Here is a 22,627-nt window from a genome sequence, read left to right on the forward strand (position 1 = left end):
AAACGGGTCTTTGTTAGTGACAGCTGTTAACTTCGCCAGAAGTTAATTCATCAAATAATGATGAGAATACTAAAGTAGATACCAATTAACCTTTCGATTAATGGCATATTTTTTACTTTTGAAAACTCTTTATAGATACAAGTATCTATAAGAATTTTAATATCAGCTTTCCAAATTTTTAAAGAGCAAGAGAATAAACTTCTCAAAATTAAACACACTCTATTCTCAAGCAGTTTATTACCTGATTAAGAATGTTTATTTTTAAGGAGTAAAAGTGGTGGAGCTAAGCAGGATCGAACTGCTGACCTCCTGCGTGCAAGGCAGGCGCTCTCCCAGCTGAGCTATAGCCCCACATATGCTGGTACTTACTGTTTAGTTTCCACTTCAAAGAAGTGGTGGGTCTGAGTAGATTTGAACTACCGACCTCACCCTTATCAGGGGTGCGCTCTAACCAACTGAGCTACAGACCCAAACAATAAGTGTTGTTCTCTTTACAATCAACAATCATCTGTGTGGACACTACGAACAAATAAGTTCTAAATCGTATAAGGAGGTGATCCAGCCCCAGGTTCCCCTAGGGCTACCTTGTTACGACTTCACCCCAGTCATGAATCACTCCGTGGTGAACGTCCTCCCGAAGGTTAGACTATCCACTTCTGGAGCAACCCACTCCCATGGTGTGACGGGCGGTGTGTACAAGGCCCGGGAACGTATTCACCGCATCATTCTGATATGCGATTACTAGCGATTCCGACTTCATGGAGTCGAGTTGCAGACTCCAATCCGGACTACGACGCACTTTAAGTGATTCGCTTACCCTCGCAGGTTCGCAGCACTCTGTATGCGCCATTGTAGCACGTGTGTAGCCCTACACGTAAGGGCCATGATGACTTGACGTCGTCCCCACCTTCCTCCGGTTTATCACCGGCAGTCTCCTTAGAGTTCCCGACCGAATCGCTGGCAACTAAGGATAGGGGTTGCGCTCGTTGCGGGACTTAACCCAACATCTCACAACACGAGCTGACGACAGCCATGCAGCACCTGTATCAGAGTTCCCGAAGGCACCAAACCATCTCTGGTAAGTTCTCTGTATGTCAAGTGTAGGTAAGGTTCTTCGCGTTGCATCGAATTAAACCACATGCTCCACCGCTTGTGCGGGCCCCCGTCAATTCATTTGAGTTTTAACCTTGCGGCCGTACTCCCCAGGCGGTCTACTTAATGCGTTAGCTTTGAAAAACAAGTCCGAAGACCCGAGCTTCTAGTAGACATCGTTTACGGCGTGGACTACCAGGGTATCTAATCCTGTTTGCTCCCCACGCTTTCGTACATGAGCGTCAGTGTTGACCCAGGTGGCTGCCTTCGCCATCGGTATTCCTTCAGATCTCTACGCATTTCACCGCTACACCTGAAATTCTACCACCCTCTATCACACTCTAGTTTGCCAGTTCGAAATGCAGTTCCCAGGTTGAGCCCGGGGCTTTCACATCTCGCTTAACAAACCGCCTGCGTACGCTTTACGCCCAGTAATTCCGATTAACGCTCGCACCCTCCGTATTACCGCGGCTGCTGGCACGGAGTTAGCCGGTGCTTCTTCTGTAAGTAACGTCACAGCTAAGTGCTATTAACACTTAACCTTTCCTCCTTACTGAAAGTGCTTTACAACCCGAAGGCCTTCTTCACACACGCGGCATGGCTGCATCAGGCTTGCGCCCATTGTGCAATATTCCCCACTGCTGCCTCCCGTAGGAGTCTGGGCCGTGTCTCAGTCCCAGTGTGGCTGATCATCCTCTCAAACCAGCTAGGGATCGTCGCCTTGGTGAGCCATTACCTCACCAACTAGCTAATCCCACTTGGGCTAATCTTATGGCGTGAGGCCCGAAGGTCCCCCACTTTGGTCCGTAGACATCATGCGGTATTAGCAGTCGTTTCCAACTGTTGTCCCCCACCATAAGGCATATTCCCAAGCATTACTCACCCGTCCGCCGCTCGACGCCAGAGGTGCAAGCACCTCTTCGTTTCCGCTCGACTTGCATGTGTTAGGCCTGCCGCCAGCGTTCAATCTGAGCCATGATCAAACTCTTCAATTAAAAGTTTTTTCTGTCCCGAAGGACATGCTCAATGAATTCTGAATTTTGATTCTTTCGAATCGAATTGACTGTGCTGAAACAAGTAAACTTGTTTCCGTTGGTCACTCAGTTCAATTGAGACTCTAAATTTGTTTGCGTCATCTAGCGAACTAGAATCGGCTGTTAGAACTCAATCTGTACGAGTGCCCACACAGATGATTGCTTTATATTGTTAAAGAACGTTGCGACGTTGTCGCTAGGGATGCGTATAATACATCCTTAATTTTTCGAGTCAACACTTAATTTCAAACTTTCTTTCGATAATTTGAAACCGAAGTTTCACTTAACTCTCTGCTACGTTGTTCAGCGTCTTTCGTTGCTGCCCGCCGTGTCAGTGGGGTCGCATTATAGGGAGATCCAAAAACAGATCAACACTTTTTTTCGATCTTTTTACTGTTCGCTCAAAAAGCGAACTAAAATTACCGAAAATAGCAAAAACGGTCGCTATTATGGCTGTTTTTTATGCCAATATTCATAATTTCATGCAAATTTCATTGCTATGTTCATTTAACTCGTTAAGATAGCAAGTTCACAATGTTAAATTAATGTTTATTTCTTGTTTATTGGTAGATCAAAATGAAATTACCCGATCAAAAATCTTTTCTTTTCTCCGTTATTCTTGCTGTTTTGGGGTTTGTAGTTGTTAAGTTTGCATTTGCAAGCTTAGCGTTAGACCCAGCATTGCTATTTGGTGCAGGCTTATTAATTGGTGCTTTAGTTATTGCTGCGCTTTCATCAACGTCAAGTGAGGAGGCCGAAGTAAAAACAAAAACTCTTTATGTTGGCAACCTACCTTATCGTGCTAATGAAGGTGTTGTTCGTGCTTTATTTGAAGAACAAGGCAAAGTTTTCAACGTACGCTTACTAAAAGATAAAAACACAGGTAAACGTCGTGGCTTTGGATTTGTGGAAATGGCTGAAGCAGATGCTGAAAACGCAATCAATCAATTAAATGATAGCGAATTCCAACAGCGTACTTTAAAAGTACGTGAAGCAAAACAAAAACAAGAGAACGAGACTAATAGCTTCCGTGAGGGATCTGATCAGTCAGCGTAATCAGCTCAACGTTTAATTGCGAGTGACAAATAGGAGCCGTTGCATAAAAGTGCAGCGGCTTTTTTTTATCTCCGGTTACAGTGTATCCCCGAAGTTCAATTAAACTTTTAACGCGATTAGCAATCGCTTTGCCTGAATCTATAAGTAAGATCCGTTGTTTATAATAGTCATTAATCGCATTTGCTAATAATGGAAAGTGTGTACAGCCAAGTACCAATACATCTATATCTTCTGCGATAGCTAGACCACACAATTCTTTTTCAAGTTTTTCTTTATTGAGTGTCTGCGTATGAAACAGTGTTTCTGCTATTTCCACCAGCTCAGTTGAACCATATAAACTGACTTGAGTGCCTTGGCTATAAGTACTAATTAAGTTTGCAGTATAGTGGCTCTTGGTCGTCGATGGCGTTGCCAACAAACCAATATGTTTGCTATTGCTTAAAGCGCTTGCTGGCTTTATCGCAGGCACAACACCAACTACTTCTATATTTGTATACGGGCGAATAGTTTCTAATGCAGATGTAGAGGCGGTGTTACACGCAATTACTAGAATATCTACGTGTAATTTTTCTATTTCGATAAACTGTAGTAGCGCAAAAAGGCGGGTTATAATCGTTTGCTGGCTTTGCGCGCCATATGGCAATAAAGCATTATCCATAAAATAGCTATAATCAGCATCTGGGATCAGTGCTTGGATCTGCTCAAGTACGGTTGTCCCACCTATACCAGAATCAAACACCATTATATGAACTGACAAACTGCTTACCTCGGATCATCAAAGGCCAGCAGTTTGCCATGCAGCTATATAAAAATAAAGAAAGGGTTAAGCTTCTTCAGTTGCCGAACGTAGTTTATTCATTTGTTCAAACATTGCTTTAGTATAATCCACCAGCTTGCTTACTTCTTCTTTATCTTGGTTTAACCATTGTAAGATACCAGCAAGTTCATTTTGCAAACCTAACTCACCCGCTTTATTGAACGCTTGTTTCAAATCGTCATTAAATGGCGCTATTTTATCAGCGACTTCTTTTTCAGGGGATGGTTTATATTCTTCATACCCTTTTATAGCAGCAACTGTTTTTGTTTGTTTCAGATCCATGGTAAAGCCAACGAGTTGCTCGTTACCTAAGTTCAACTCTTTAGCTTGTTCAAAGGCATCTTCTAATGAACCAGAGAAGAATGTTTCGCTAACACTCTGCAAGTCTTCCATCAATTCATTGATAGCTTGCTGCTCTTGCTCATTTAAATCACCATTGACTGTCATCGAGAATGATAAGTCACGTGATTGAGAAGATTCACTGACAAACGCTTCGTTATCGCCATTTTTGCTATAGCCGCTTGCTGACTTACTTTCGTATGCATCAGCAAAGCTAATACTCACTTCATCACCTTCAGCAGTAGTGAAAGTGTATTCTGCATTATTACTTAAACTAACGTATTGGGCCTGGCTTACTGAAACCGAATTTGGTTTAGGATTGAACAAGTCTTCTTCTAATTCATCAATACCTTTATAGATACCTTCTTTAGACTTTTCGATACCCTCTTCGATGTCATCATTAAGAATACCTGACCCTTTTAGCTCATCATAAGCATCGTCGATGCCCATTTGTACACCTTTTCGTGCATCACCAAGCATACCTTTGAGCTTTTCATCATCAGCACCATCTGCTTTTGCTTTGCGAAGCGCACCGCCAACAAAGTCGAGAACGTTTTTAACGATCTCTTCAAAGTCGAACAGTGGTTTATCTTTTTTCTCTTCGGCTTTAGGTAAACCTAGTGCCTCAGCAAGTTTATCATCAAGAACTTTAGCAGCCAGCTCTCGGCCTCGTTGCTGGTAACTATCTTGACGATTTTGAATAGTAGGCTGCTGCAATGCCTGTTTGCCATTGTATTTATTCACATTTGTATTAGGCATATAGCCTAGGTTGCCAATTTTCATGATCCGACTCCATGTTATGGTTAACTCATTATCGGCCAAAAACCACAGAACTTAAGTTTTTTGTATAAAAAAACGACACTAAAATAAATAACAAAACTAGACAAATCCTCAGCGCTCCCTACAATAGCGCCGTTATAGAGCTAAGAGATAAAAGGTAATCAGCCATGGCGGTTATAAAAATTGATACAACTCAATATGATGCACAATTGAGTGAGAAAGAGCAGCGCATCACCTCACAGTTTAGACGTTTTGGGGTCGAAAAATTAGAAGTGTTTGGCTCTGACCCTATTCATTACCGCCAACGTGCAGAGTTTCGTGTCTGGCATGAAGGTGAAGACCTTTTTCACATCATGTTTGATCAACAAACTAAAGAAAAGATCCGTGTTGACGAGTTTGACCCTGCAGCGCCTTTAGTGGGTGAAGTCATGCAAGCCATGATCGAAAACTTAAAAGACAATGAAGTTCTGCGTCGCAAGCTGTTTCAAATCGATTATCTTTCAAGCTTAAGTGGCGAGATTCTAGTTAGTTTGTTATACCACAAACAATTAGATGAGCAGTGGCTACAAGCTATTAAAGAGCTTAAAGCAAAACTTAGCACACAGTTTAAAATTGATTTTATTGGCCGTGCTCGCAAGCAAAAAGAAGTGATTGGTAATGATTTCGTTATTGAGCGTTTAAACGTAAACGGTAAAGAGCTTATCTATCAACAAGTCGAAAATAGCTTTACTCAACCTAATGCGAAAGTGAACATCAAGATGCTAGAGTGGGCACAAGCGCTTTGCCAACCACTTAGCAATGACTTACTGGAGTTATATTGCGGGAATGGTAATTTCTCCATTGCTCTTGCAGATTCATTCGACCGCGTATTAGCGACTGAGATTTCAAAATCATCGGTTTACTCTGCACAATACAATATCGCGCAGAACAAGGTTGAAAACTTAGATATCATTCGTATGTCGAGTGAAGAGTTCACTCAAGCAATGAAAGGCGAGCGCACTTTCTCTCGTTTGGATGGCATTGATCTGAAAAGCTATAACTGCCAAACAATCTTGGTGGACCCACCACGTGCTGGCATGGACACACTGACTTGTGACCTAGTTGCGAACTACGACAATATTATTTATATCTCGTGTAATCCAGATACCCTAGAGCGTGACCTTGACCACTTATGCAAAACCCATGCAGTAAAGCGTTTTGCTATTTTCGATCAATTCCCTTACACCCACCACATCGAATCAGGTGTGTTTTTACAGCGTAAATAAAATTAGTCTGCCAGCGCTTTAAATAGTGCTGGCAACTGCTGCTCACTAAACACTTCTATATTGTTGTCAGTTAACAGCTTTGCAGTTAACCCCATCCCTGAAATTTTCCTTCCAGAATGACTACCATCGTAAATCGTATTGCGACCACATGACGGGCTTGATTCTTTTAACAAGGCATAACGAATACCTTGCTTTTGGCAAAGTTTAAGAGCTTGTTCTGCACCATAAGCAAATTGCACTGTGACATCTTGCGCATCTTTGGTGAGTACTCTTCCCAATTTAATTTCTGCTGGCGGCCTTGGTGTAGGTAAGCCACCAGCTACTTCAGGGCAGAATGCAATAAGCCTTCCCTGCTGTTTTAGAGTTTCTAAGCCAGGATGAAGTAAGTTTTGCGATTGCCCGTCATAACGAACAGGGTTTCCTAACAAACAGCTTGAAACTAGTATTTTTTGCATTTGCTTTACCAATAAAAAAGCTCCGCGTGCGGAGCTTTAATTTTAATTAAACTAAACTTATTTATCAGCTAGGTAATTAATTAAGTCTGCCATGCTCTTTGCATCGCTAATACCTGAATCCGCACCTATAATCACGCGATATTTACCATTAACAATAAAAGTTGGAACGCCTTTTAAAGCACCTTTTTGTTGGTAGTATTCTTGGTCGCGTTTCATTTTAGACGCCATAGTACGTACAGAGAAGCTGTTGTAGTACTTATCAAAATCTTCAGCCGATACACCTTGTGAAACGAAGATGTCTTTCATGTCTGCTAGTTCGTTAATACGTGCACGCTTACCGTGAATATGATTAAACACAGCGGCTACTAACGCGTCTTTCTGTGGTAACACATTAGCCGTCGCATAACCTTGCGCTAAGATGGTTTGAATCTCTGGGTCACGAGGACCTGAAAAATCAACATGACTCTTTTTGAACTTTACGCCCTCTTTAAGAAGTGTTTTAAGCTCTTTCACTACTGGCTCGAAGTTATTACAGTGTGGGCAGTAGAATGAGAAGAACTCTTTTACTTCAGGCTTTTTAGAAGCGCGTGCATCAATCGTTTCATAATGCTTACCTTCTTCATATTGAGCAGCTGAGGCATTTGCCGCTAAACCTAGCGTGGCAGCCATTAATACAGCTTTTACTAACTTGATCATTACTTCTTTACTCCAAAATTATTGTTTTAATAAGAATTCGACTAACTCATCAAGCATCTGCTGGCTTTTGATGGTATTTAAATTGATTTTATATTTATCATTTACGATAAAAGTAGGCACACCTGTTAACGCACCCATGTCAGAATATTTTTGCTGTTTATCTTGCATCGCTTTTTCAGCACTAATCACTGGCATGCTTGCAATTTCAGCATCAAACACATCGTTGCTAATACCATTGGTCGCAAGTAATGCTTTAACGTCTTTCATGTCTTTAAGTAAAGCGCGTTGTCTGTGGATGCTATTAAAAATTTGGTCAGCAACTTGCTCTGCTTTGCCATGCTGCTTAGCAATTAAGTAGGCATAGCTTAAATTACTTTGTGTTTGCTTAGATACACCACCTAAAAAGTTAACATGGCTTTTTACAAACTCGGTACCTTCAGGAAGACTTGCAGTTAATGCTTTTGCTACAGGCTCAAACTGAAAACAGTGTGGGCAATAAAACGAAAAGAACTCGGTTACTTGAGGTGTTGCACTTTTCTCAACTTTTAAAACTTCATATTGATTACCTGCTTCAAAATCAGCAGCAAGGGCTGCAAAAGGTAAACATAAAATGAGTAGACTTAACTTTAATTTTTTAAACATTATTTTCTCGTCTTTATTAGCTTTTAAAAATTTATGGTAATAATTTTAATGGTGCTTCCTGTAGCGCTGCAAGCTGTTCTTTTAACGCTAGTATTTGCTGTTCCCAGTATTTGTCTTCAGCAAACCATGAAAAGTTCCGTGGGAATGCTGGATCATCCCATCTTTTTGCCAACCACCCCATGTAATGCACCATTCTCATCGCTCTGAGTGGTTCTATCAGTTTTAATTGGCTGTGATCGAAGTCACAAAATTCTTCATAGGCAGCCACTAAAGTGTCTAACTGTAACAGTTGGTTGTTACGATCGCCACTGAGCATCATCCAAAGGTCCTGAATGGCAGGTCCTTGTCGGCTGTCATCCAAATCAACGAACATCAATGCATCACCAGACCACAATATATTACCAGCATGGCAGTCACCGTGCAGGCGGATAGTTTCAACATTTTTATACTGTTGTGTGGTTTCTTTGATTACCAAATCTAAAATTGTATAGAAGGCGTTCTCTAATGTCATTGGCACCAAGTTACTTGCCTGTAACTGAACTTTAGCTGTCTGAAGATATTCTTCGCAACTGATCACAGGCCTATGTTCAAATGGCTTTGCTTTTGCTACCTGGTGCATTCGACCAATTAAACGGCCAAGCACATCGAGTTGATCTAAATTATCAACTTCAAAAATGCGGCCACCCACACTAGGGAATAACGTAAACAAATAGCCATTATGCTCAAACAAGCTTTGCCCTTCGATAATAACAGGCGCAACAACCGGCACTTCGGCCTCAGCAAGTTCAAATGCAAACGCATGCTCTTCTAAAATTTGCGCCTTACTCCAGCGTTCTGGTCGGTAAAACTTAACAACATATCGTTGGCCATCTTCTGCTTTAAATTGATAAACACGGTTCTCGTAGCTATTTAATGCCAGCAGTCCTGATTCAGCATAGACACCGATACTTTCAACTGCATCTAAAATTGAATCGGGTGTAAGGTCAACAAAACTAAATTTACTCATAATGTCTCATCATATAAAAAAAGCGGGAAAATCCCGCTTTTTATTCATTTACTCAGTGTACTTAATTATCGTGCCTTAAAGAAGTTACTCGGCTGTGAAATCTGCACATCAGGCTCACCATCGACAGAAAGTATAAACTCAAACTTTGTCATTGGCTTTTTCAAATCATAAGGGTCAACAACCAATGACAGTGGTACATTGTATGATTCACCAGAAGGCACAGTAAATGTTTGTTTGCCTATGTACTCAAAGTTATCAAGCCCTTCGACACGAATATTAAATGTCTGCTCATGTTGCGCTTTATTGATAACCTTTAATGTATAGGTATTTTCAACTAAACCATTAAAGTCAACACGGTATAACTGATTACGGTCACGAATAATATCTAAGTCCATAGGTTTACGCATTGCAATGTTCGCCACCAGCGCCCCAGTTAGCAGCACTAAGATGACGAGATAGCCAATTAACTTAGGACGAAGTGCATGGGTTTTGTTATCTGGTGTTTCTAAATTACGCTCTGTGGTATAGGAAATAAGTCCGCGAGGGTAATTCATTTTATCCATCACCCCATCACATGCATCGATACACGCACCACAATTTATACATTCGTATTGTAAACCATTACGAATATCGATCCCCGTCGGGCAAACCTGAACACACAAGTTACAGTCAATACAGTCACCTAAACCAAGTTCTTTTGGATCTTGTTTGCGTGAACGTGGACCACGGCTCTCACCACGCGCTTCATCATAGCTTACTGTGAAGGTATCTTTATCGAACATAGCTGATTGAAAGCGAGAGTATGGGCAAATGTGTAAACACATAATTTCGCGCATCCAACCCGCGTTACCATAGGTACACACCGCAAATACGGCTAAGCAAATATATGAATATGCTGTTGCATCAAGAGTAAACAGATCAGGTAATAGTTGGCGGATAGGCGTAAAATAACCAACAAAGGTAAATGCGGTATAAAGTGAGAATAACCACCAACTTCCGTGTTTAGCACTTTTTCGCCAAAACTTATCAAAATCCATCGGGCGTTGATCAAGTTTCTTACGCTGATTAGCGCTACCTTCAAACTTTTCTTCAAACCAAATGAAAATAAAGGTCCAAACGGTTTGTGGACAGGTATAACCGCACCAAACCCGACCATAGAAAGTAGTTACCAAGAAAAGAGCAAAAGCCGCCAACATTAAAATAAAGGCAAGGATTGTCAGGTCTTGTGGCCAAAGCGTTAAGCCAAAAATGTTAAACTTTTGCCCTACCAAATCGAACAATACAGCTTGTTGGCCGTGGAAATTAATCCAAGGTAGTAACATAAACGCAAGCATACCGACAAAACCAATTCGCTGTCTGAGCAATTGATGTAAGCCAGTTACAGCTCGAACATAAATACGGTTGCGTGGATTAAATCTATCATCGAGGGAAGCATTTTCCGGTTTCTGGATTTTCACTTCCGTTGGGATATTTTTAACCTTAATCTGTTTATCCATTAAAATTCCTCAACGCCACTAGGAAATAACATTCAAACATATGTTTATAGCAGATGGTTCTCTAAGCTCTTAGGCAAATCAGAATACATCTCATTACGTTCAAAGATTTCTGAAACTTCAAATCTATAAAGCATTATACTCAATCTATAAAAAATTTCAGGGATTGATCGAAAATACGACATTTTAATTATTTAATCGTATCTGCTTGCTTTTAAAACGACCATTTTATTAAACTTGCACCTATACCGTATTTATTTAGATCAAAGATTATTGTGCTATGAAAAAATTTCTTATTTTAGTGCTTATTATTTTAGCACTTTTCACGATTGATCACCCTTTGATCAAAGAGCCTAGGGAAAGGTTACTAGGAGATGGCGTATCATTACTATCTGATGCGAGTAAAATTAATCGTAGTCCCGCGGCGAATATGGCAAAAAATAATATTAAGTCACAACTCAATTTATCTAATTCAGAGCTTGAATATATTGAGGACACATTTACAACAGACGATAAGCTGCAAATTTTTCACTTACACTACTGCCGTGAAAAAGACATTAACTTGTATTTTTATGGTGACCGCTTAAACCGAGTATGTAGTATTGTCTCGAATGCGCTTGAGGAAAGGCTAAACAAGTAATGGACTTTTCTGCTTTAAACAAAAAAACCAGCGATTCGTTCGCAAAACAGCGCAATATTTTAAAAAAGCTGGGTAAAGGGCAAACCTTATACTGTGAAGTGTGTAAAGGCGCCCTTACCTTAGACTTAAAAACTGATCAGCCAGGTAAAGGCGTTGTACGCTGTAGCAAAGGTTGCACAGACATCCTATTAGAGCTGGGTTAGTTCCAGCCCTCATCGTTATAAAGTTGGCTATTTACAGCAACAACTTCAATAAGTTCTGCAAAGCCAGCGGCAAACTCATTCATCACTTCATACTGCTGCTGACATAATTGCCCTTCAGATAAACCATGCTCAGTTGCGAGGGCTGCAATTTCACTACTTTCAAGAGTAAAAAAGCCTAAGCTTTGCAGCGCGGTAGCCAACGCTTCTTTAAGTTCATCAGCTAAATGTGGAGCACTTAGTAGCTTATTAACGTAGCCTTGTGCACCATGCATAAAACCTTGGCTCCAATGCTGGCATTCTTGAATATCTAGGTATTGTTGCCCTTGAGAGCTCAGCTGTAGGCTCACAGGTAATGCAAAACCCGTTTCAAATACTTGCTCGCTGATCTGCTGATACAAGGCCATAAATGCAAACAGTACTTGCTCATCCATTTGCCCATCAGAGCCTGGTGCAACCTCTTCTAACCACTGGTGAACATCAAGCGGCTCAGGAGCACAAATCACGGCAAACAAGTAACCTTGGGTTTGCGCCAAAGTAAGCGCATCTGGATGCTGCGCTAAAAACTGACTTAGAAGCTCGCTTTGCTGCTTTGAAAACTCAGGTAATTGCATACTATTCAATTAATCCAATTTAAAAGTTAAGCGGATAACGGCCTTCGTTATCAGGACGACCAAGGAACTTAGCTGCATCATGCACTTCTTTTGGTAAGCTTGCTTCAGGTTTAATATAGCCAGCTACTTTAAAGTCTAGATTCGCTTTTAATACTGCATCAGCTTCAAGTCCTAAACGGTTTTCTGGGTCTACCAGTACTGCTACATCACCCGATTTACAACTTAAACGGCCGCTCAGAGGACCAATACTAAACCAGTTGTTCATTCCTTTGACATCAATGTTAGGGCTCGCGATTTCACCGCTTAAACTCTCACAATAAGGCTGACCTGAGCTGTACTCGTCTAAATCAACTATTACGCGGCCTTGTGCACTAATCGGTAAAGGGAGTTGTAAACGCTCCATGGCACGTTCAACCGTTAAGCGTAAAGTAGTCTTTTTCACAGTGACTGTTTGGTTAAAGAGACCATATGTAAAATCACCATGACCAGATATATCCGCTTTATCACGAGGATTGCCAAAGCGCACCGTACCCACTAATTTACCTGTGAACAGTGACCAGCCTGATAACTGCCAACGCACATTATTTAATTGCTCACCATCAAAACGTACCTGCATAATGCGGCCGTCCCATAGCGTGCCACTGGCCTTACCTAATTGTAATTGCTTTGGTAAATGCGGCTTAGCTAAATCAAGTGCAACGGCAGCGGGTGTTTTTACCAGCGTAAACACCAAAAAACACATCACAAACACTGTGATTAATAAAATAACTCTTTTCATCGTTTACTTCTCTAGTACCAAACGACTTACACGCACAAAGCCTGATTTGTCATCTTTACTTAAATCTAAATTCTCGATTAGTACGCCGTGCGAATTAACCAATTCATCAAGCCATTCAACAAGGTTATTAAACTCAACAGAATCAATTGTTAAACGAAGTGAATTGTCATTCGGCTGCATTTTACTAATGATAATTTGATAACGATTACGGGTGCTATTAACGATTTGGCTTAAACTACGACTGCTCGTACTACGTGCATTACCGCTTGCTTTTAATTTAGCAATACTCTCATCAACCCAAACTAATAGCTCTTGCTGTTTTATAGTGTCTTGCTCAGCCTTTTCGATAGCCGTGTTAAGTGGACGAAAGACTCCCATAACTAGCACAAAAATAACAAACACTACACCTGCAACAATAACAAGTTGCTGTTCTTGTTCTTTTAACGAGCGCCAATAATTGATTATTTGATTTTTCATGCCGCACCTCGTAACTTAATTTCACCAACGACAAAATCACCATCATTATTCAGCGAACCCTGATCAACGGTTAAGCCACGCTGTTCTAAAATTGCTTTAACTTTACTGAATGACTGGAAATCTTTGCCGCGCGCACGAATACGTAATTCGTTACGGCCTTGATCATAACGAAGCGTTTCTGGTGTGAAGTCTTTCACTTGACTAAAAATCGAGACCAGATCGTTAGTCAAATCTAAAAAGCCTGCCGTACTACCAGCATCGATTAATGCAAGTTCATTACGAATTTGGCTGCGAATAAGTTGCGGACGCACTTTTTTGTTAGGAAAAGCACGCTGATAATTGGCAACTACTTCGGCTTTCATTGCTTCAAGTTCGCTATTTAACTTATAGAGCTCAAGTGACTTAACACCGACACTACAAACTAACGCTACACCAGCTGCAATAGCGGCCTTTTGCCAATAGCCCCACCAAATCGCTGATTTTTTCTTAAGCTGATAAACGCCTTGGCGCAGGTTAAAATTAACCTCTGGTAATTGTTTGGCAAATAAAGCTAATGGTAAATCGTATTGTTCTGTTCGAGCATTTAGGTTAACCGTATCAGGAAAACCCGTTGCTGGACTAAAGTGTGCAACATCAGGGTTACCTAATGCCGTTAAATAGCCTGCAAGCCAATTCGTCTCTACAGCGGCAATATGCCAGTTACCGTGTTTACATAGCCACTGACCATTAAGCTCAATAGCACGTAACTGAGCGTTGTCATCGACATCAGGTAACAATAAAGCATCGGGCAGTATTTTATATACTTCGATACCATGCTCATTGAACTCAGCCAGCCATTGCTCAAACCATTCACGATCGGTCATCGCGATGTTAATAGCGTGCTTCTCATCAATAAGTGTTGGTTCTGCAATCGCTATGAATAAGTCGTCAACATCACAGGCTATTTCTTCTTCTAGCATGTAAGGAAGTGCTTGCTCTAGCTTGCGGCTCCACTTGGTTGGCAAAGCAACTGTTTTTAGTTGTACTTGATCACTTGGCAATAGTACAACCACTTCCCGTGATTGCGCTCTCTCTGTAAGCTCACCAAGTTGTGTTGCATTGGCAATTTCGCCACTGGCAATTATTTCTTGTTCTGTTGGTGAGTAAATTAGCCAATTAAGGCTGTCTTTTAATGTTTGACCCGTACGGATCAACAATATCTCTGTCACTGTACGCCTCCAAATTTTCGCGCCAGTATCGTTACTGTACCATTAGTGGCATGGAGTAAGGTGGTCATCGAAAAACGCAGCTCTGCAAATTCAGCCTGCGTTTGTAGTTTAAAATATTCACTGTTGATACTGAATAAGTCTTCAACGGCTTTCACATTTTGTGCGCCTTGTTGATTAACCTCTTCAAAAAATGCTTCTAAATCATCATAACCATCTTGAGGACGTGATGATAATACCGCTTCAGCCCCTGAAAGACTTAAGCCATCAATAAGCGAGCTTAATATAATGGCACTTTCTACAGGTAGTGTATTAACGTTTATTTGTAGCAACTCACTGCCTGGAATCACACACACAAATGGTAAGACTTTTTCCATTACTAATGGATTAAAGCCTTTTACTAAACGAAGCTCTGAGGTCGAAGCAAAATAACTATTTGCAGTCATATATGGGTATTGTCGAGATAAATATTCATCTTCCTCGGCACCCGAGCGATAGGTAATACTATCAGCGTCTAACCAATCAAACACACTATCAGCCATAGCTTCTTCAGACTCATCTGATGGTAAATCTTCAATATTTTCTAATAATGCCAACAATGCCTTATGTGCTGGATTAGTTTTATTATTTGGATCCGTTTGTTGATCGGGCTTTACATGCAATGCATTTAGGTTCAAACAAGCTTGCAAGTCAGTAATAGTGCCACTCAAGGTGCCATTATCAACCGGATATGGTACCCCTCCCTGCTGCGCCCAAACTTGTTCTAAATGCGTTTTATCTGGTTCATCTTTTTTAGTTTGTTTAAGTGCCTTAATTGCAAGCTCTTCTGCAGCGAAGGCATACCACTTTGCCTGTTGATGGTTTTGAATATTGCTACTACGCTGCACTTGCACCATTAAATTAGCGCTCATCTCGACAGCTAACATAGCCGCAAGCGCCACGATGAATAAAACGATAACAAGCGCCGCACCTTTAGAGCGTTTAATCGCAGTCATGGCTAGCCACCCGTTCCGTTATTGCCATCATTTGCTTGGGCTGTTACTTTTCCTTCACCAGGCACTAAAAACACGCGACGAATTGGCTCTTGTTCGATTTTTTGAATAGTAACTGCAACAGCTTTTGGTAACGCTTTTATTTGCCACTGCTCTTGCCACTCATCTTTGTCATCTAAAAATTCAAATTTAAGGTCTTCGATATCTTCAAGAATGACTTGCGAACGAGGCTCCATGTTATCTAACTGATCGACATATACACGATATACACGCTCAAGCTTGTCATCTATAACGCGATAGCCAACTGCTTGTAATTCAGAGCGCGGCAGTAAATTAATTGGGTTAATCCAACCATCACGTACAAAGCCAATGCCATCGTATTGGCTATCAAGAACGTAGCGACCAGCTAAAACATAAGTTTCTTGAAAGTCACCCGCTTCGTTTCGAACCTGACGTTTCGTCATTTGACTAAAGTCTTGATCCATTAGACGAAACAAGGTTTGTAAGCCATTTAATTCCGCAATCGTTTCATCTGAAGCTTCTTTTGCTTTCGTTGTTGAATCAAGAATTTGATGAGTTGATAACACCACAAAAGCTAAGATCCCCATAGCGACAATCACTTCAAGTAAGGTAAAACCGCGTTGCTTCACTACTTATCACCTTTATTTAAATAAGTAGAAAGCTCATAAACTGGATATTCAAGCTTTTCATCGGCGAACACGTTAATGGTTACCTTTACAAACGTTTTATCAGCAGTAGGAACCACGTCCTGACGCCAATACCATTCAAAGCCAGCTAATGTTTCAGTGCCTTTAACACCATTTTTACCTGTCCACTTCTCGCCTTTGGCGCGCTGCTCAACCATCACGTTTTCAGCAACCCAAGAGGCATAAGTTTGCTCTTCAATCGACGAAAGATGATTAATGTGCTCTCCGGTTGCTTGCATTGCGGCAATACCAGCCATTGCACAAATAGCCAATGCAACCATCACTTCGAGTAAGGTAAAACCTGCTGACTTATTCATTATTCAGGCTCCATACGAAACTTTACCGGGGCCATGAATTCGCCTTCGATAAAATACTGCGGCTCTCGCTCATCTTTAAGCTCGTAAACCAGTTGAAACGCACTGACTTCGCCAGAAGATAAAATAAGTACTTGCGGTATTTTGAGCTTTTTTAGCTCAAGTAGGCTGTCTTCGTCACCACCGCTCATTAATTCACGCCAGTTTGACTGCTCAAGCAAGTTATCTTGTGCCCAGGCTAAATCATCAAGGTTAAGAGTAAGCTTAAAGCGCTCATCAACCTTAATTGGGGCAAACAATTTTTCACGGTCAAAAGTAACCCACTTATCACCGTCAAAAACTAAAAATTCAAATGTATCTTGGTCAAGGTGAAAACCTAACTCAACCTGATTTAAAATTGCAAACTCAGAAGCCATATTAATCGTAGTGTGTAATCTGAGAGCTTGTTTTTCGAGTTCTTCTTCAGCACCACCATCAAAACTGTAGGCAACCATTTTGGTGACAAAACCAATCACCACAAGCACCATTAAAATCTCGATTAGGCTAAACCCTTTCGCGTGCTTAGCACGGTCAGCCAAACGCAAACGACCAAGGCTTACCATAATAGTAAGCCTTGATGTGTATAAGCTTTGTTCAGTTGGCTGAATTTAGGCATTGTTACTTTTCTTCATCCCAGTTACCAATGTCATCATCAGTACCTGCTTCACCATCAGGACCCATAGAGAAGATATCAATTTTACCGATTTCTCCTGGGCTGATTAGTTGGTATGGGTTACCCCATGGATCTTCTGGTAATTTCTCAAGGAAACCGCCATCAGGAAAACGTCTTGGAATTGGCTCAATGCTTGTTTTGTTCACTAGCGCTTCTAAGCCTTGCTCTGTGGTTGGATACGTTTTATTTTTAAGCTTGTATAGGCTTAACGCATCTTCAATTTGTTGAATATCTAAGTGTGCTTTATCGATTGCAGCTTCTTCTTGCTGACCCATGATATTTGGCGCCACAATTGACATGATCATACCAATGATAACCAGTACTACCATGACTTCTAGTAATGAGAAACCTGACTGTTTGTTCACAAAAATACCTCTAACTTTCTTCAAAAATTTATTATAGAGCGACAGTGTTAACTGCTAATTGCTCTAGTATTCCCTAATTTAAAGACCTACAGCCTTATTCATTGCCATAATCGGCTGTAATATTGCCATAACAATAAACAATACAATTACCGCCATTGAGGCAATCATCGCAGGCTCTAATAGTTTCAGAGACACGTTTACCATGCTCTCAAACTCACGATCTTGGTTATTTGCCGCACGCTCAAGCATCTGCTCAAGTTCACCTGACTTTTCACCACTGGCTATCATGTGTAGCATCATAGGTGGAAAAAGTTTGGTTTGCTGAAGTGAAGCACGAAGGCTAGCCCCTTCACTTACACGTGTTGCAGCATCTTGCACCGACTTTTTCATTTTCTCGTTAACCAATACACCACCCGAGATACGCATCCCTTCAAGTAGTGGTACTGAGCTTGACGACAAAATACTTAAAGTACGCGCAAAACGCGCCGTATTCACACCTCGTGCAACCTTACCAATCCCCGGTAAATGAAGCACTTTTTCGTCATACCAGTAACGAATATGCGGCTGCTTAAGCGCTTGCTTAATTGCCACAGCTAATGCGGTTATAATGACTAAACTTATGAACCAGTAGTTTTGTACAAAATTACTAGCTGCCATTACCCATTCGGTAGTCCATGGTAAAACCTGTTTTGACTTTTCAAAGGTCTTCAAGATTTTTGGTACCACAGTACCTAACAGTACCGACACAATTGCAATAGCAAATACAACCAGGATGGTTGGATACACCATCGCTTGTGTTATTTGACTACGCATATGCTGGCGTTGTTCCGTGTAATCAGCTAAACGATTTAAAACTTGATCAAGGTGACCCGATTTTTCACCAGCGGCCACCATAGCACGATATAAATCATCAAACACATGCGGGAACTCGCTCATGCCATCGGCTAGGGTGTAACCTTCAACTACCTTAGAGCGAACGGCCATTAACATACGCTTTAAACGCGGCTTTTCACATTGTTCAGCTACCGCCATTACGGCTCCCTCAACAGGCAATGCCGACTGTATTAAGGTTGCAAGCTGGCGAGTGATCAAAGCTAAATCTGAAGTAGAAATTTTTGGTTTAAAGAAACTACTCAATAAAGAGCTCTTCGCTCCTTTAGCTTGCTTTTCACCTTCAGCAGCAGCCACGACCTCTAACGGCATTAAACCCTGATCACGTAGGGTTTGGCGGATTTGTTTTACCGTGTCGGCTTCAAGAATGCCTTTTTTCTCTTTACCTTTGCCATCAAGGGCACGGTATTCAAATGCTGCCATGATTAACCTTCCTCACGTGTTACACGCAAGACTTCTTCTAAGGTAGTGCGACCCGCTAACACACGATTACAACCATCTTGACGAATGCTTGGACTGTGTTTGCGAATATACTTTTCAACACTTTGCTCGCCTTTACCACTGTGGATCATTTCACGAATTGCTTCATCAACAACCAACAATTCATGAATACCAGTACGGCCACGGTAACCATTAAAGTTACACTCTTCACACCCTACGGCACGATAAATTGTTGGCGGCTCAGCAGGGTTGACCCCCAATAACTGACATTCGCGCTCATCGGCAATGTGACCTTCTTTACAGCTATTACATAAAGTACGTACTAGACGTTGTGACAACACACCTAATAACGATGATGATAGTAAGAAAGGCTCAACGCCCATGTCTTCCATACGTGTGATAGCACCAGCAGCCGTATTAGTGTGCAGTGTCGACATAACCAAGTGACCAGTTAATGAAGCTTGCACACCAATTTGTGCCGTTTCAAGGTCACGGATCTCACCAACCATTACTACATCAGGGTCTTGACGAAGGATGGCACGTAAGCCACGTGCAAAGGTCATATCAACCTTAGTATTGACTTGCGTTTGACCAATCCCTGGGATCTCGTACTCGATTGGATCTTCAACAGTGAGGATATTACGATCCCGCGAGTTAATTTGGCTCATGCCTGCATACAAAGTGGTACTTTTACCAGAACCCGTTGGACCGGTTACTAAGATAATACCGTGGGGCTTACTGATTAAGTCAGCAAACAATTCACGGTTACGCTCAGTCATACCTAAATCTTCAAGATTCAGCCGTGCGTTGTTTTTATCAAGTAGACGCAGTACAACACGCTCACCAAAGCTTGATGGCATAGTAGAAACACGCACATCAACAGCACGACCAGCAATTCGTAAACTAATACGGCCATCTTGAGGTATACGTTTTTCGGCAATATCTAGTTTTGCCATAACCTTAATACGCGACACCAACAATGAGGCGAGTTTACGATTTGGCTTTAATACTTCTTTTAATACCCCATCAACCCTAAAGCGAATCACTAGCTCTTGTTCAAAGGTTTCGATATGAATATCCGACGCACCTTCTTTAATCGCTTCGCTCAGCATAGCGTTAATTAGTTTAATAATTGGCGCATCATCATCACCAGCAAGTAGATCTTCAGTTTGCGGCAACTCATCTGCAAGCGAGAATAAATCCACTTCGTTACCGATATCTTCCATCATTTGCTGCGTTTCAGAACTATCACGCTGATATGAGGCCTCTAGCAACAACTCAAATTTGTCATCTGGTAATTGTTCTAGTGAAAAACCATGACCCGCGATACGTCGTACCTCAAGTAATGCATCAACGTCTAACTCACCGCGGTAATACACAGTCCAGTTATCCTGATCTTTACCTAATAATACACCTGTACGACGCGCGTACGAGAATGGCAAACGCTTGGTTGGCAAGCTAACAAGATCATCGCTTGTTAGCAGCTCATCATGATTTGCTGGCACATCGGGTGCTAACTCATCATTGATTTCTGTAATTGCATTAGTCATCGTTGCGCTCATTCGCGTTTTGTTGCTTTAGATATTCTTCGTAAGTTGGCGGTAATACCAAGGCATCATTCCATTCAGGAAGAATTGGTGCATCCGTCAACGGCATTAAATCAATACCATCTTCTTTTTGTTTGTGTTGTTCGCCACGGATAAAGTTATATTTAGAGTGGCTCAACTTATTCATACTAATGCCATCACGCACAATGGTAGGACGAATAAATACAATCAGATTACGTTTACGCTTATTAGTGCTGGTTGAGCGAAATAAATGACCAAGTACCGGGATATCACCTAATAACGGTACTTTAGAGACGCTTTCTTGCACGTCTTCATCAATCAGGCCACCTAGTACAACCATACCACCATCATCAGCCATAACCGTGGTTTTAATTGCACGTTTATTCACTGAGATATCTACCGCAGTAGCACCACTTACACTGGAAACTTCTTGTTCAATCGTTAGCTGAACCGCTGAACCGTCATTGATTTGTGGTGTAACTTTTAGCTTTACACCTACTTCTTGACGTTCAACTGTTTGGAATGGGTTAGCGTTATTTGAGCCTGTTTGCGAGCCTGTGATAATCGGTACTTCTTGACCAACAATCATTGACGCTTCTTCGTTATCCATAGTCGTTACAGACGGCGTAGCAAGAATATTAGAGTTAGTATCCGTTGAAACAGCTTGGATAATTGCACCCCAGTCGTTCTTAACAATACCCATTGCTAAACCATTGATACCGCCGAGCAGTTGTCCGAGAGGCCCCAGATCACCTTCAACGGTTTCTTCATAAGGAGTCGTATTACCAGTCTCATTACCTGTAATCGTTTTTTGTATCGTTTTATCACGAGCTTGCTCAGCAGCAACTGCCAATGATCCAACAGGTACTGTTGTACCATTGTTGAACTGCATCATCCCGCCTTGCTCTGAAATCCATTGCAAGCCTAAGTTGATACCATCAGCCTCTAACACTTCAACGATGATAGCTTCAACAAGTACCTGTGCTCGACGTACATCAAGACGTTCTATCACTTGTTCAAGTGAGCGCATCGTATCTGGTTGCGCAGTAATAACCAGAGAGTTTGAATCAGGGTGTGCTTCAATACTTGTTTCGTTTTGGTTGCGAGAACGAGTTTTAGTCGCACCACCTTGCGCATCTTCGGCTAATGTTTTGCTCACACCTTGCAGTACTTTTACAAGGTCTTCAGCTTTTGCGTAGTTTAAATAGATAACCTTAGTATTACCTTGGTTCTCTAACTCACCATCTAAACGGCTAATTAATTCAACAGCACGAGTACGTGCTTGCGCCTCTCCACTGACAATCACACTGTTAGTACGACCATCAGCAACAACCTTAGGAATTAAGAACTCAGGAACGCTTCCCTTGCCACCATCTTTGTAAATATTCTCAACAACAGATACCACATCGTCTGCGGTAGCAAATTTAAGCTGTACAATATCTACACGCTTATCACCTGCTTGGTCAACAGAGCGAATAATTTCTACTAAGCGGTTAACTGAAGCAGCATGACCAGTCAACATCATCACGTTCGCAGCATTAAAGTTTGCAACGTGACCACCATCTTTTTGGTCACTAAATTGACGAACTAGAGGACCAAGCTCTTGTACACTTACGTTTTTAACACGTACCACACGTGTCACCATCATATCGCCACTGGCTTGGTTATCTTCAGTGATCAGCGGTACATTCGACTTTTTAGCATCAGAACTTTTTTCAATTTTAATAATACCGTTATCCATCTCAACAGCTGAATAACCATAAACTTCGAGTACATTTAAGAAAAACTGATAATAAAGCTTCTCGTCCATTAGCTCGTAACTGCGCACGTTTACTTTACCGCGCACATTTGGGTCAATAATAACGGTTTTATTTAAATTCCGACCTACGATATTAATGAACTCATTAATATCAGTGCCTTTAAAATTAGCTGCATACTCAACAGCTGAAACTGAAAGCGATAATCCTGTTAATAAAAAAAGCGCTGCATATTTAGCTAACCCTTTTTTGATTTTTGTGAGGTGTAGCGCGTGAACCATTCTATAAAAA

Annotated in this window: 23 protein-coding genes, 2 tRNA genes and 1 rRNA gene; 4 read left to right on the forward strand and 22 right to left on the reverse strand. The window is 41.4% G+C overall.

The features are described 5' to 3' along the window. Positions 1–275: 275 nt before the first annotated feature. The 3 genes from EVU92_RS02710 to EVU92_RS02720 form a co-directional block, all read right to left on the reverse strand. Positions 276–351: transfer RNA gene (locus EVU92_RS02710), tRNA-Ala, on the reverse strand. 42 nt (positions 352–393) lie between these two features. Then, positions 394–470 (reverse strand) — tRNA-Ile (locus tag EVU92_RS02715). 76 nt (positions 471–546) lie between these two features. Continuing rightward, positions 547–2,087 (reverse strand): 16S ribosomal RNA (locus EVU92_RS02720). Between the two features lie 615 nt (positions 2,088–2,702). Here EVU92_RS02720 and EVU92_RS02725 point away from each other — a divergent pair. Continuing rightward, positions 2,703–3,182 (forward strand): RNA-binding protein, encoded by a 480-nt coding sequence (locus tag EVU92_RS02725; RefSeq protein WP_130049912.1) that lies wholly within the window; start codon positions 2,703–2,705, stop codon positions 3,180–3,182. On the opposite strand, the gene murI is transcribed toward EVU92_RS02725, so the two are convergent. Both murI and EVU92_RS02735 read right to left on the reverse strand, forming a co-directional pair. Further along, positions 3,145–3,939, reverse strand: coding sequence for a glutamate racemase (murI, locus tag EVU92_RS02730; protein ID WP_130049913.1), 795 nt, complete (start codon positions 3,937–3,939; stop codon positions 3,145–3,147). The genes EVU92_RS02725 and murI overlap by 38 nt on opposite strands. A gap of 66 nt (positions 3,940–4,005) precedes the next feature. Continuing rightward, positions 4,006–5,121: a DUF5610 domain-containing protein gene (locus tag EVU92_RS02735; protein ID WP_130049914.1), complete on the reverse strand. Its 1,116-nt coding sequence runs from the start codon at positions 5,119–5,121 to the stop codon at positions 4,006–4,008. Positions 5,122–5,285: 164 nt separating this feature from the next. On the opposite strand from EVU92_RS02735, the gene trmA reads away from it, so the two are divergent. Continuing rightward, positions 5,286–6,383, forward strand: coding sequence for a tRNA (uridine(54)-C5)-methyltransferase TrmA (trmA, locus tag EVU92_RS02740; RefSeq protein ID WP_130049915.1), 1,098 nt, complete (start codon positions 5,286–5,288; stop codon positions 6,381–6,383). A gap of 2 nt (positions 6,384–6,385) precedes the next feature. Here trmA and EVU92_RS02745 read toward each other — a convergent pair whose 3' ends face one another. From EVU92_RS02745 to ccoG, 5 genes are all read right to left on the reverse strand, one after another. Next, positions 6,386–6,838, reverse strand: coding sequence for a DUF523 domain-containing protein (locus EVU92_RS02745; protein ID WP_130049916.1), 453 nt, complete (start codon positions 6,836–6,838; stop codon positions 6,386–6,388). Between the two features lie 57 nt (positions 6,839–6,895). Beyond that, positions 6,896–7,534, reverse strand: a complete 639-nt coding sequence (locus tag EVU92_RS02750; RefSeq protein WP_130049917.1) for a thiol:disulfide interchange protein DsbA/DsbL — start codon at positions 7,532–7,534, stop codon at positions 6,896–6,898. An 18-nt stretch (positions 7,535–7,552) separates the two neighbouring features. After that, positions 7,553–8,176 carry a thiol:disulfide interchange protein DsbA/DsbL gene (locus EVU92_RS02755; RefSeq protein WP_130049918.1) on the reverse strand — a complete coding sequence of 208 codons (624 nt, stop codon included), beginning with the start codon at positions 8,174–8,176 and terminating at the stop codon, positions 7,553–7,555. Between the two features lie 31 nt (positions 8,177–8,207). Further along, positions 8,208–9,182 carry a serine/threonine protein kinase gene (locus EVU92_RS02760; protein ID WP_130049919.1) on the reverse strand — a complete coding sequence of 325 codons (975 nt, stop codon included), beginning with the start codon at positions 9,180–9,182 and terminating at the stop codon, positions 8,208–8,210. 65 nt (positions 9,183–9,247) lie between these two features. After that, positions 9,248–10,678: a cytochrome c oxidase accessory protein CcoG gene (gene ccoG, locus EVU92_RS02765; RefSeq protein ID WP_130049920.1), complete on the reverse strand. Its 1,431-nt coding sequence runs from the start codon at positions 10,676–10,678 to the stop codon at positions 9,248–9,250. A 277-nt stretch (positions 10,679–10,955) separates the two neighbouring features. Between ccoG and EVU92_RS02770 the strand changes: the two genes are divergently transcribed. Further along, positions 10,956–11,315: a hypothetical protein gene (locus EVU92_RS02770; protein ID WP_130049921.1), complete on the forward strand. Its 360-nt coding sequence runs from the start codon at positions 10,956–10,958 to the stop codon at positions 11,313–11,315. Next, positions 11,315–11,518, forward strand: a complete 204-nt coding sequence (locus EVU92_RS02775) for a hypothetical protein (protein WP_130049922.1) — start codon at positions 11,315–11,317, stop codon at positions 11,516–11,518. The genes EVU92_RS02770 and EVU92_RS02775 overlap by 1 nt, the downstream gene beginning before the upstream one ends. Here the strand turns inward: EVU92_RS02775 and EVU92_RS02780 are convergent. The 12 genes from EVU92_RS02780 to gspD all read right to left on the reverse strand — a co-directional run bounded on the left by EVU92_RS02780 (position 11,515) and on the right by gspD (position 22,617). Then, entirely contained in the window at positions 11,515–12,129 is a 615-nt protein-coding gene (locus tag EVU92_RS02780) for a YecA family protein (RefSeq protein ID WP_130049923.1), read from the reverse strand. The genes EVU92_RS02775 and EVU92_RS02780 overlap by 4 nt on opposite strands. A gap of 19 nt (positions 12,130–12,148) precedes the next feature. Then, a complete protein-coding gene (locus EVU92_RS02785; RefSeq protein WP_130049924.1) occupies positions 12,149–12,907 on the reverse strand; it encodes a type II secretion system protein N in 759 nt (252 codons plus the stop codon). Between the two features lie 3 nt (positions 12,908–12,910). Continuing rightward, the gene (locus tag EVU92_RS02790; protein WP_130049925.1) at positions 12,911–13,384 is read right to left on the reverse strand and encodes a type II secretion system protein M; all 474 of its coding nucleotides are present in this window, start codon (positions 13,382–13,384) and stop codon (positions 12,911–12,913) included. Further along, positions 13,381–14,592: a type II secretion system protein GspL gene (gene gspL, locus EVU92_RS02795; RefSeq protein ID WP_130049926.1), complete on the reverse strand. Its 1,212-nt coding sequence runs from the start codon at positions 14,590–14,592 to the stop codon at positions 13,381–13,383. The genes EVU92_RS02790 and gspL overlap by 4 nt, the downstream gene beginning before the upstream one ends. Further along, the gene (gene gspK / locus EVU92_RS02800; RefSeq protein ID WP_130049927.1) at positions 14,589–15,584 is read right to left on the reverse strand and encodes a type II secretion system minor pseudopilin GspK; all 996 of its coding nucleotides are present in this window, start codon (positions 15,582–15,584) and stop codon (positions 14,589–14,591) included. The genes gspL and gspK overlap by 4 nt, the downstream gene beginning before the upstream one ends. Before the next feature lie 2 nt (positions 15,585–15,586). Next, positions 15,587–16,231 (reverse strand): type II secretion system minor pseudopilin GspJ, encoded by a 645-nt coding sequence (gene gspJ / locus EVU92_RS02805; protein ID WP_130049928.1) that lies wholly within the window; start codon positions 16,229–16,231, stop codon positions 15,587–15,589. Then, on the reverse strand, positions 16,231–16,605 hold the full coding sequence (gspI, locus tag EVU92_RS02810; RefSeq protein ID WP_130049929.1) for a type II secretion system minor pseudopilin GspI: 375 nt from the start codon (positions 16,603–16,605) through the stop codon (positions 16,231–16,233). Before gspI ends, gspJ begins: the two co-directional genes overlap by 1 nt. After that, positions 16,605–17,204 carry a prepilin-type N-terminal cleavage/methylation domain-containing protein gene (locus EVU92_RS02815; RefSeq protein ID WP_130049930.1) on the reverse strand — a complete coding sequence of 200 codons (600 nt, stop codon included), beginning with the start codon at positions 17,202–17,204 and terminating at the stop codon, positions 16,605–16,607. Before EVU92_RS02815 ends, gspI begins: the two co-directional genes overlap by 1 nt. 55 nt (positions 17,205–17,259) lie before the next feature. Next, entirely contained in the window at positions 17,260–17,679 is a 420-nt protein-coding gene (gspG, locus tag EVU92_RS02820) for a type II secretion system major pseudopilin GspG (protein ID WP_130049931.1), read from the reverse strand. A 78-nt stretch (positions 17,680–17,757) separates the two neighbouring features. Then, positions 17,758–18,993 (reverse strand): type II secretion system inner membrane protein GspF, encoded by a 1,236-nt coding sequence (gene gspF, locus EVU92_RS02825; protein WP_130049932.1) that lies wholly within the window; start codon positions 18,991–18,993, stop codon positions 17,758–17,760. 2 nt (positions 18,994–18,995) lie between these two features. Beyond that, entirely contained in the window at positions 18,996–20,561 is a 1,566-nt protein-coding gene (gene gspE, locus EVU92_RS02830; protein ID WP_130049933.1) for a type II secretion system ATPase GspE, read from the reverse strand. Then, positions 20,554–22,617 (reverse strand): type II secretion system secretin GspD, encoded by a 2,064-nt coding sequence (gene gspD / locus EVU92_RS02835; RefSeq protein ID WP_130049934.1) that lies wholly within the window; start codon positions 22,615–22,617, stop codon positions 20,554–20,556. Before gspD ends, gspE begins: the two co-directional genes overlap by 8 nt. Between the last annotated feature and the right edge of the window lie 10 nt (positions 22,618–22,627).

The sequence above is a fragment of the Pseudoalteromonas sp. MEBiC 03485 genome, from assembly GCF_004195145.1.
GTDB classification, from domain to species: Bacteria; Pseudomonadota; Gammaproteobacteria; order Enterobacterales; family Alteromonadaceae; genus Pseudoalteromonas; species Pseudoalteromonas apostichopi.

Excerpts from the sequence above, each read along its gene's own strand:
- EVU92_RS02725 (WP_130049912.1), top strand. The coding sequence starts at position 2,703 with ATGAAATTACCCGATCAAAAATCTTTTCTTTTCTCCGTTATTCTTGCT.
- EVU92_RS02735 (WP_130049914.1), bottom strand. The coding sequence starts at position 5,121 with ATGAAAATTGGCAACCTAGGCTATATGCCTAATACAAATGTGAATAAA.
- trmA (WP_130049915.1), top strand. The coding sequence starts at position 5,286 with ATGGCGGTTATAAAAATTGATACAACTCAATATGATGCACAATTGAGT.
- EVU92_RS02745 (WP_130049916.1), bottom strand. The coding sequence starts at position 6,838 with ATGCAAAAAATACTAGTTTCAAGCTGTTTGTTAGGAAACCCTGTTCGT.
- EVU92_RS02750 (WP_130049917.1), bottom strand. The coding sequence starts at position 7,534 with ATGATCAAGTTAGTAAAAGCTGTATTAATGGCTGCCACGCTAGGTTTA.
- EVU92_RS02755 (WP_130049918.1), bottom strand. The coding sequence starts at position 8,176 with ATGTTTAAAAAATTAAAGTTAAGTCTACTCATTTTATGTTTACCTTTT.
- EVU92_RS02760 (WP_130049919.1), bottom strand. The coding sequence starts at position 9,182 with ATGAGTAAATTTAGTTTTGTTGACCTTACACCCGATTCAATTTTAGAT.
- ccoG (WP_130049920.1), bottom strand. The coding sequence starts at position 10,678 with ATGGATAAACAGATTAAGGTTAAAAATATCCCAACGGAAGTGAAAATC.
- EVU92_RS02770 (WP_130049921.1), top strand. The coding sequence starts at position 10,956 with ATGAAAAAATTTCTTATTTTAGTGCTTATTATTTTAGCACTTTTCACG.
- EVU92_RS02775 (WP_130049922.1), top strand. The coding sequence starts at position 11,315 with ATGGACTTTTCTGCTTTAAACAAAAAAACCAGCGATTCGTTCGCAAAA.
- EVU92_RS02780 (WP_130049923.1), bottom strand. The coding sequence starts at position 12,129 with ATGCAATTACCTGAGTTTTCAAAGCAGCAAAGCGAGCTTCTAAGTCAG.
- EVU92_RS02785 (WP_130049924.1), bottom strand. The coding sequence starts at position 12,907 with ATGAAAAGAGTTATTTTATTAATCACAGTGTTTGTGATGTGTTTTTTG.
- EVU92_RS02790 (WP_130049925.1), bottom strand. The coding sequence starts at position 13,384 with ATGAAAAATCAAATAATCAATTATTGGCGCTCGTTAAAAGAACAAGAA.
- gspK (WP_130049927.1), bottom strand. The coding sequence starts at position 15,584 with ATGACTGCGATTAAACGCTCTAAAGGTGCGGCGCTTGTTATCGTTTTA.
- gspI (WP_130049929.1), bottom strand. The coding sequence starts at position 16,605 with ATGAATAAGTCAGCAGGTTTTACCTTACTCGAAGTGATGGTTGCATTG.
- EVU92_RS02815 (WP_130049930.1), bottom strand. The coding sequence starts at position 17,204 with ATGGTAAGCCTTGGTCGTTTGCGTTTGGCTGACCGTGCTAAGCACGCG.
- gspF (WP_130049932.1), bottom strand. The coding sequence starts at position 18,993 with ATGGCAGCATTTGAATACCGTGCCCTTGATGGCAAAGGTAAAGAGAAA.
- gspE (WP_130049933.1), bottom strand. The coding sequence starts at position 20,561 with ATGACTAATGCAATTACAGAAATCAATGATGAGTTAGCACCCGATGTG.
- gspD (WP_130049934.1), bottom strand. The coding sequence starts at position 22,617 with ATGGTTCACGCGCTACACCTCACAAAAATCAAAAAAGGGTTAGCTAAA.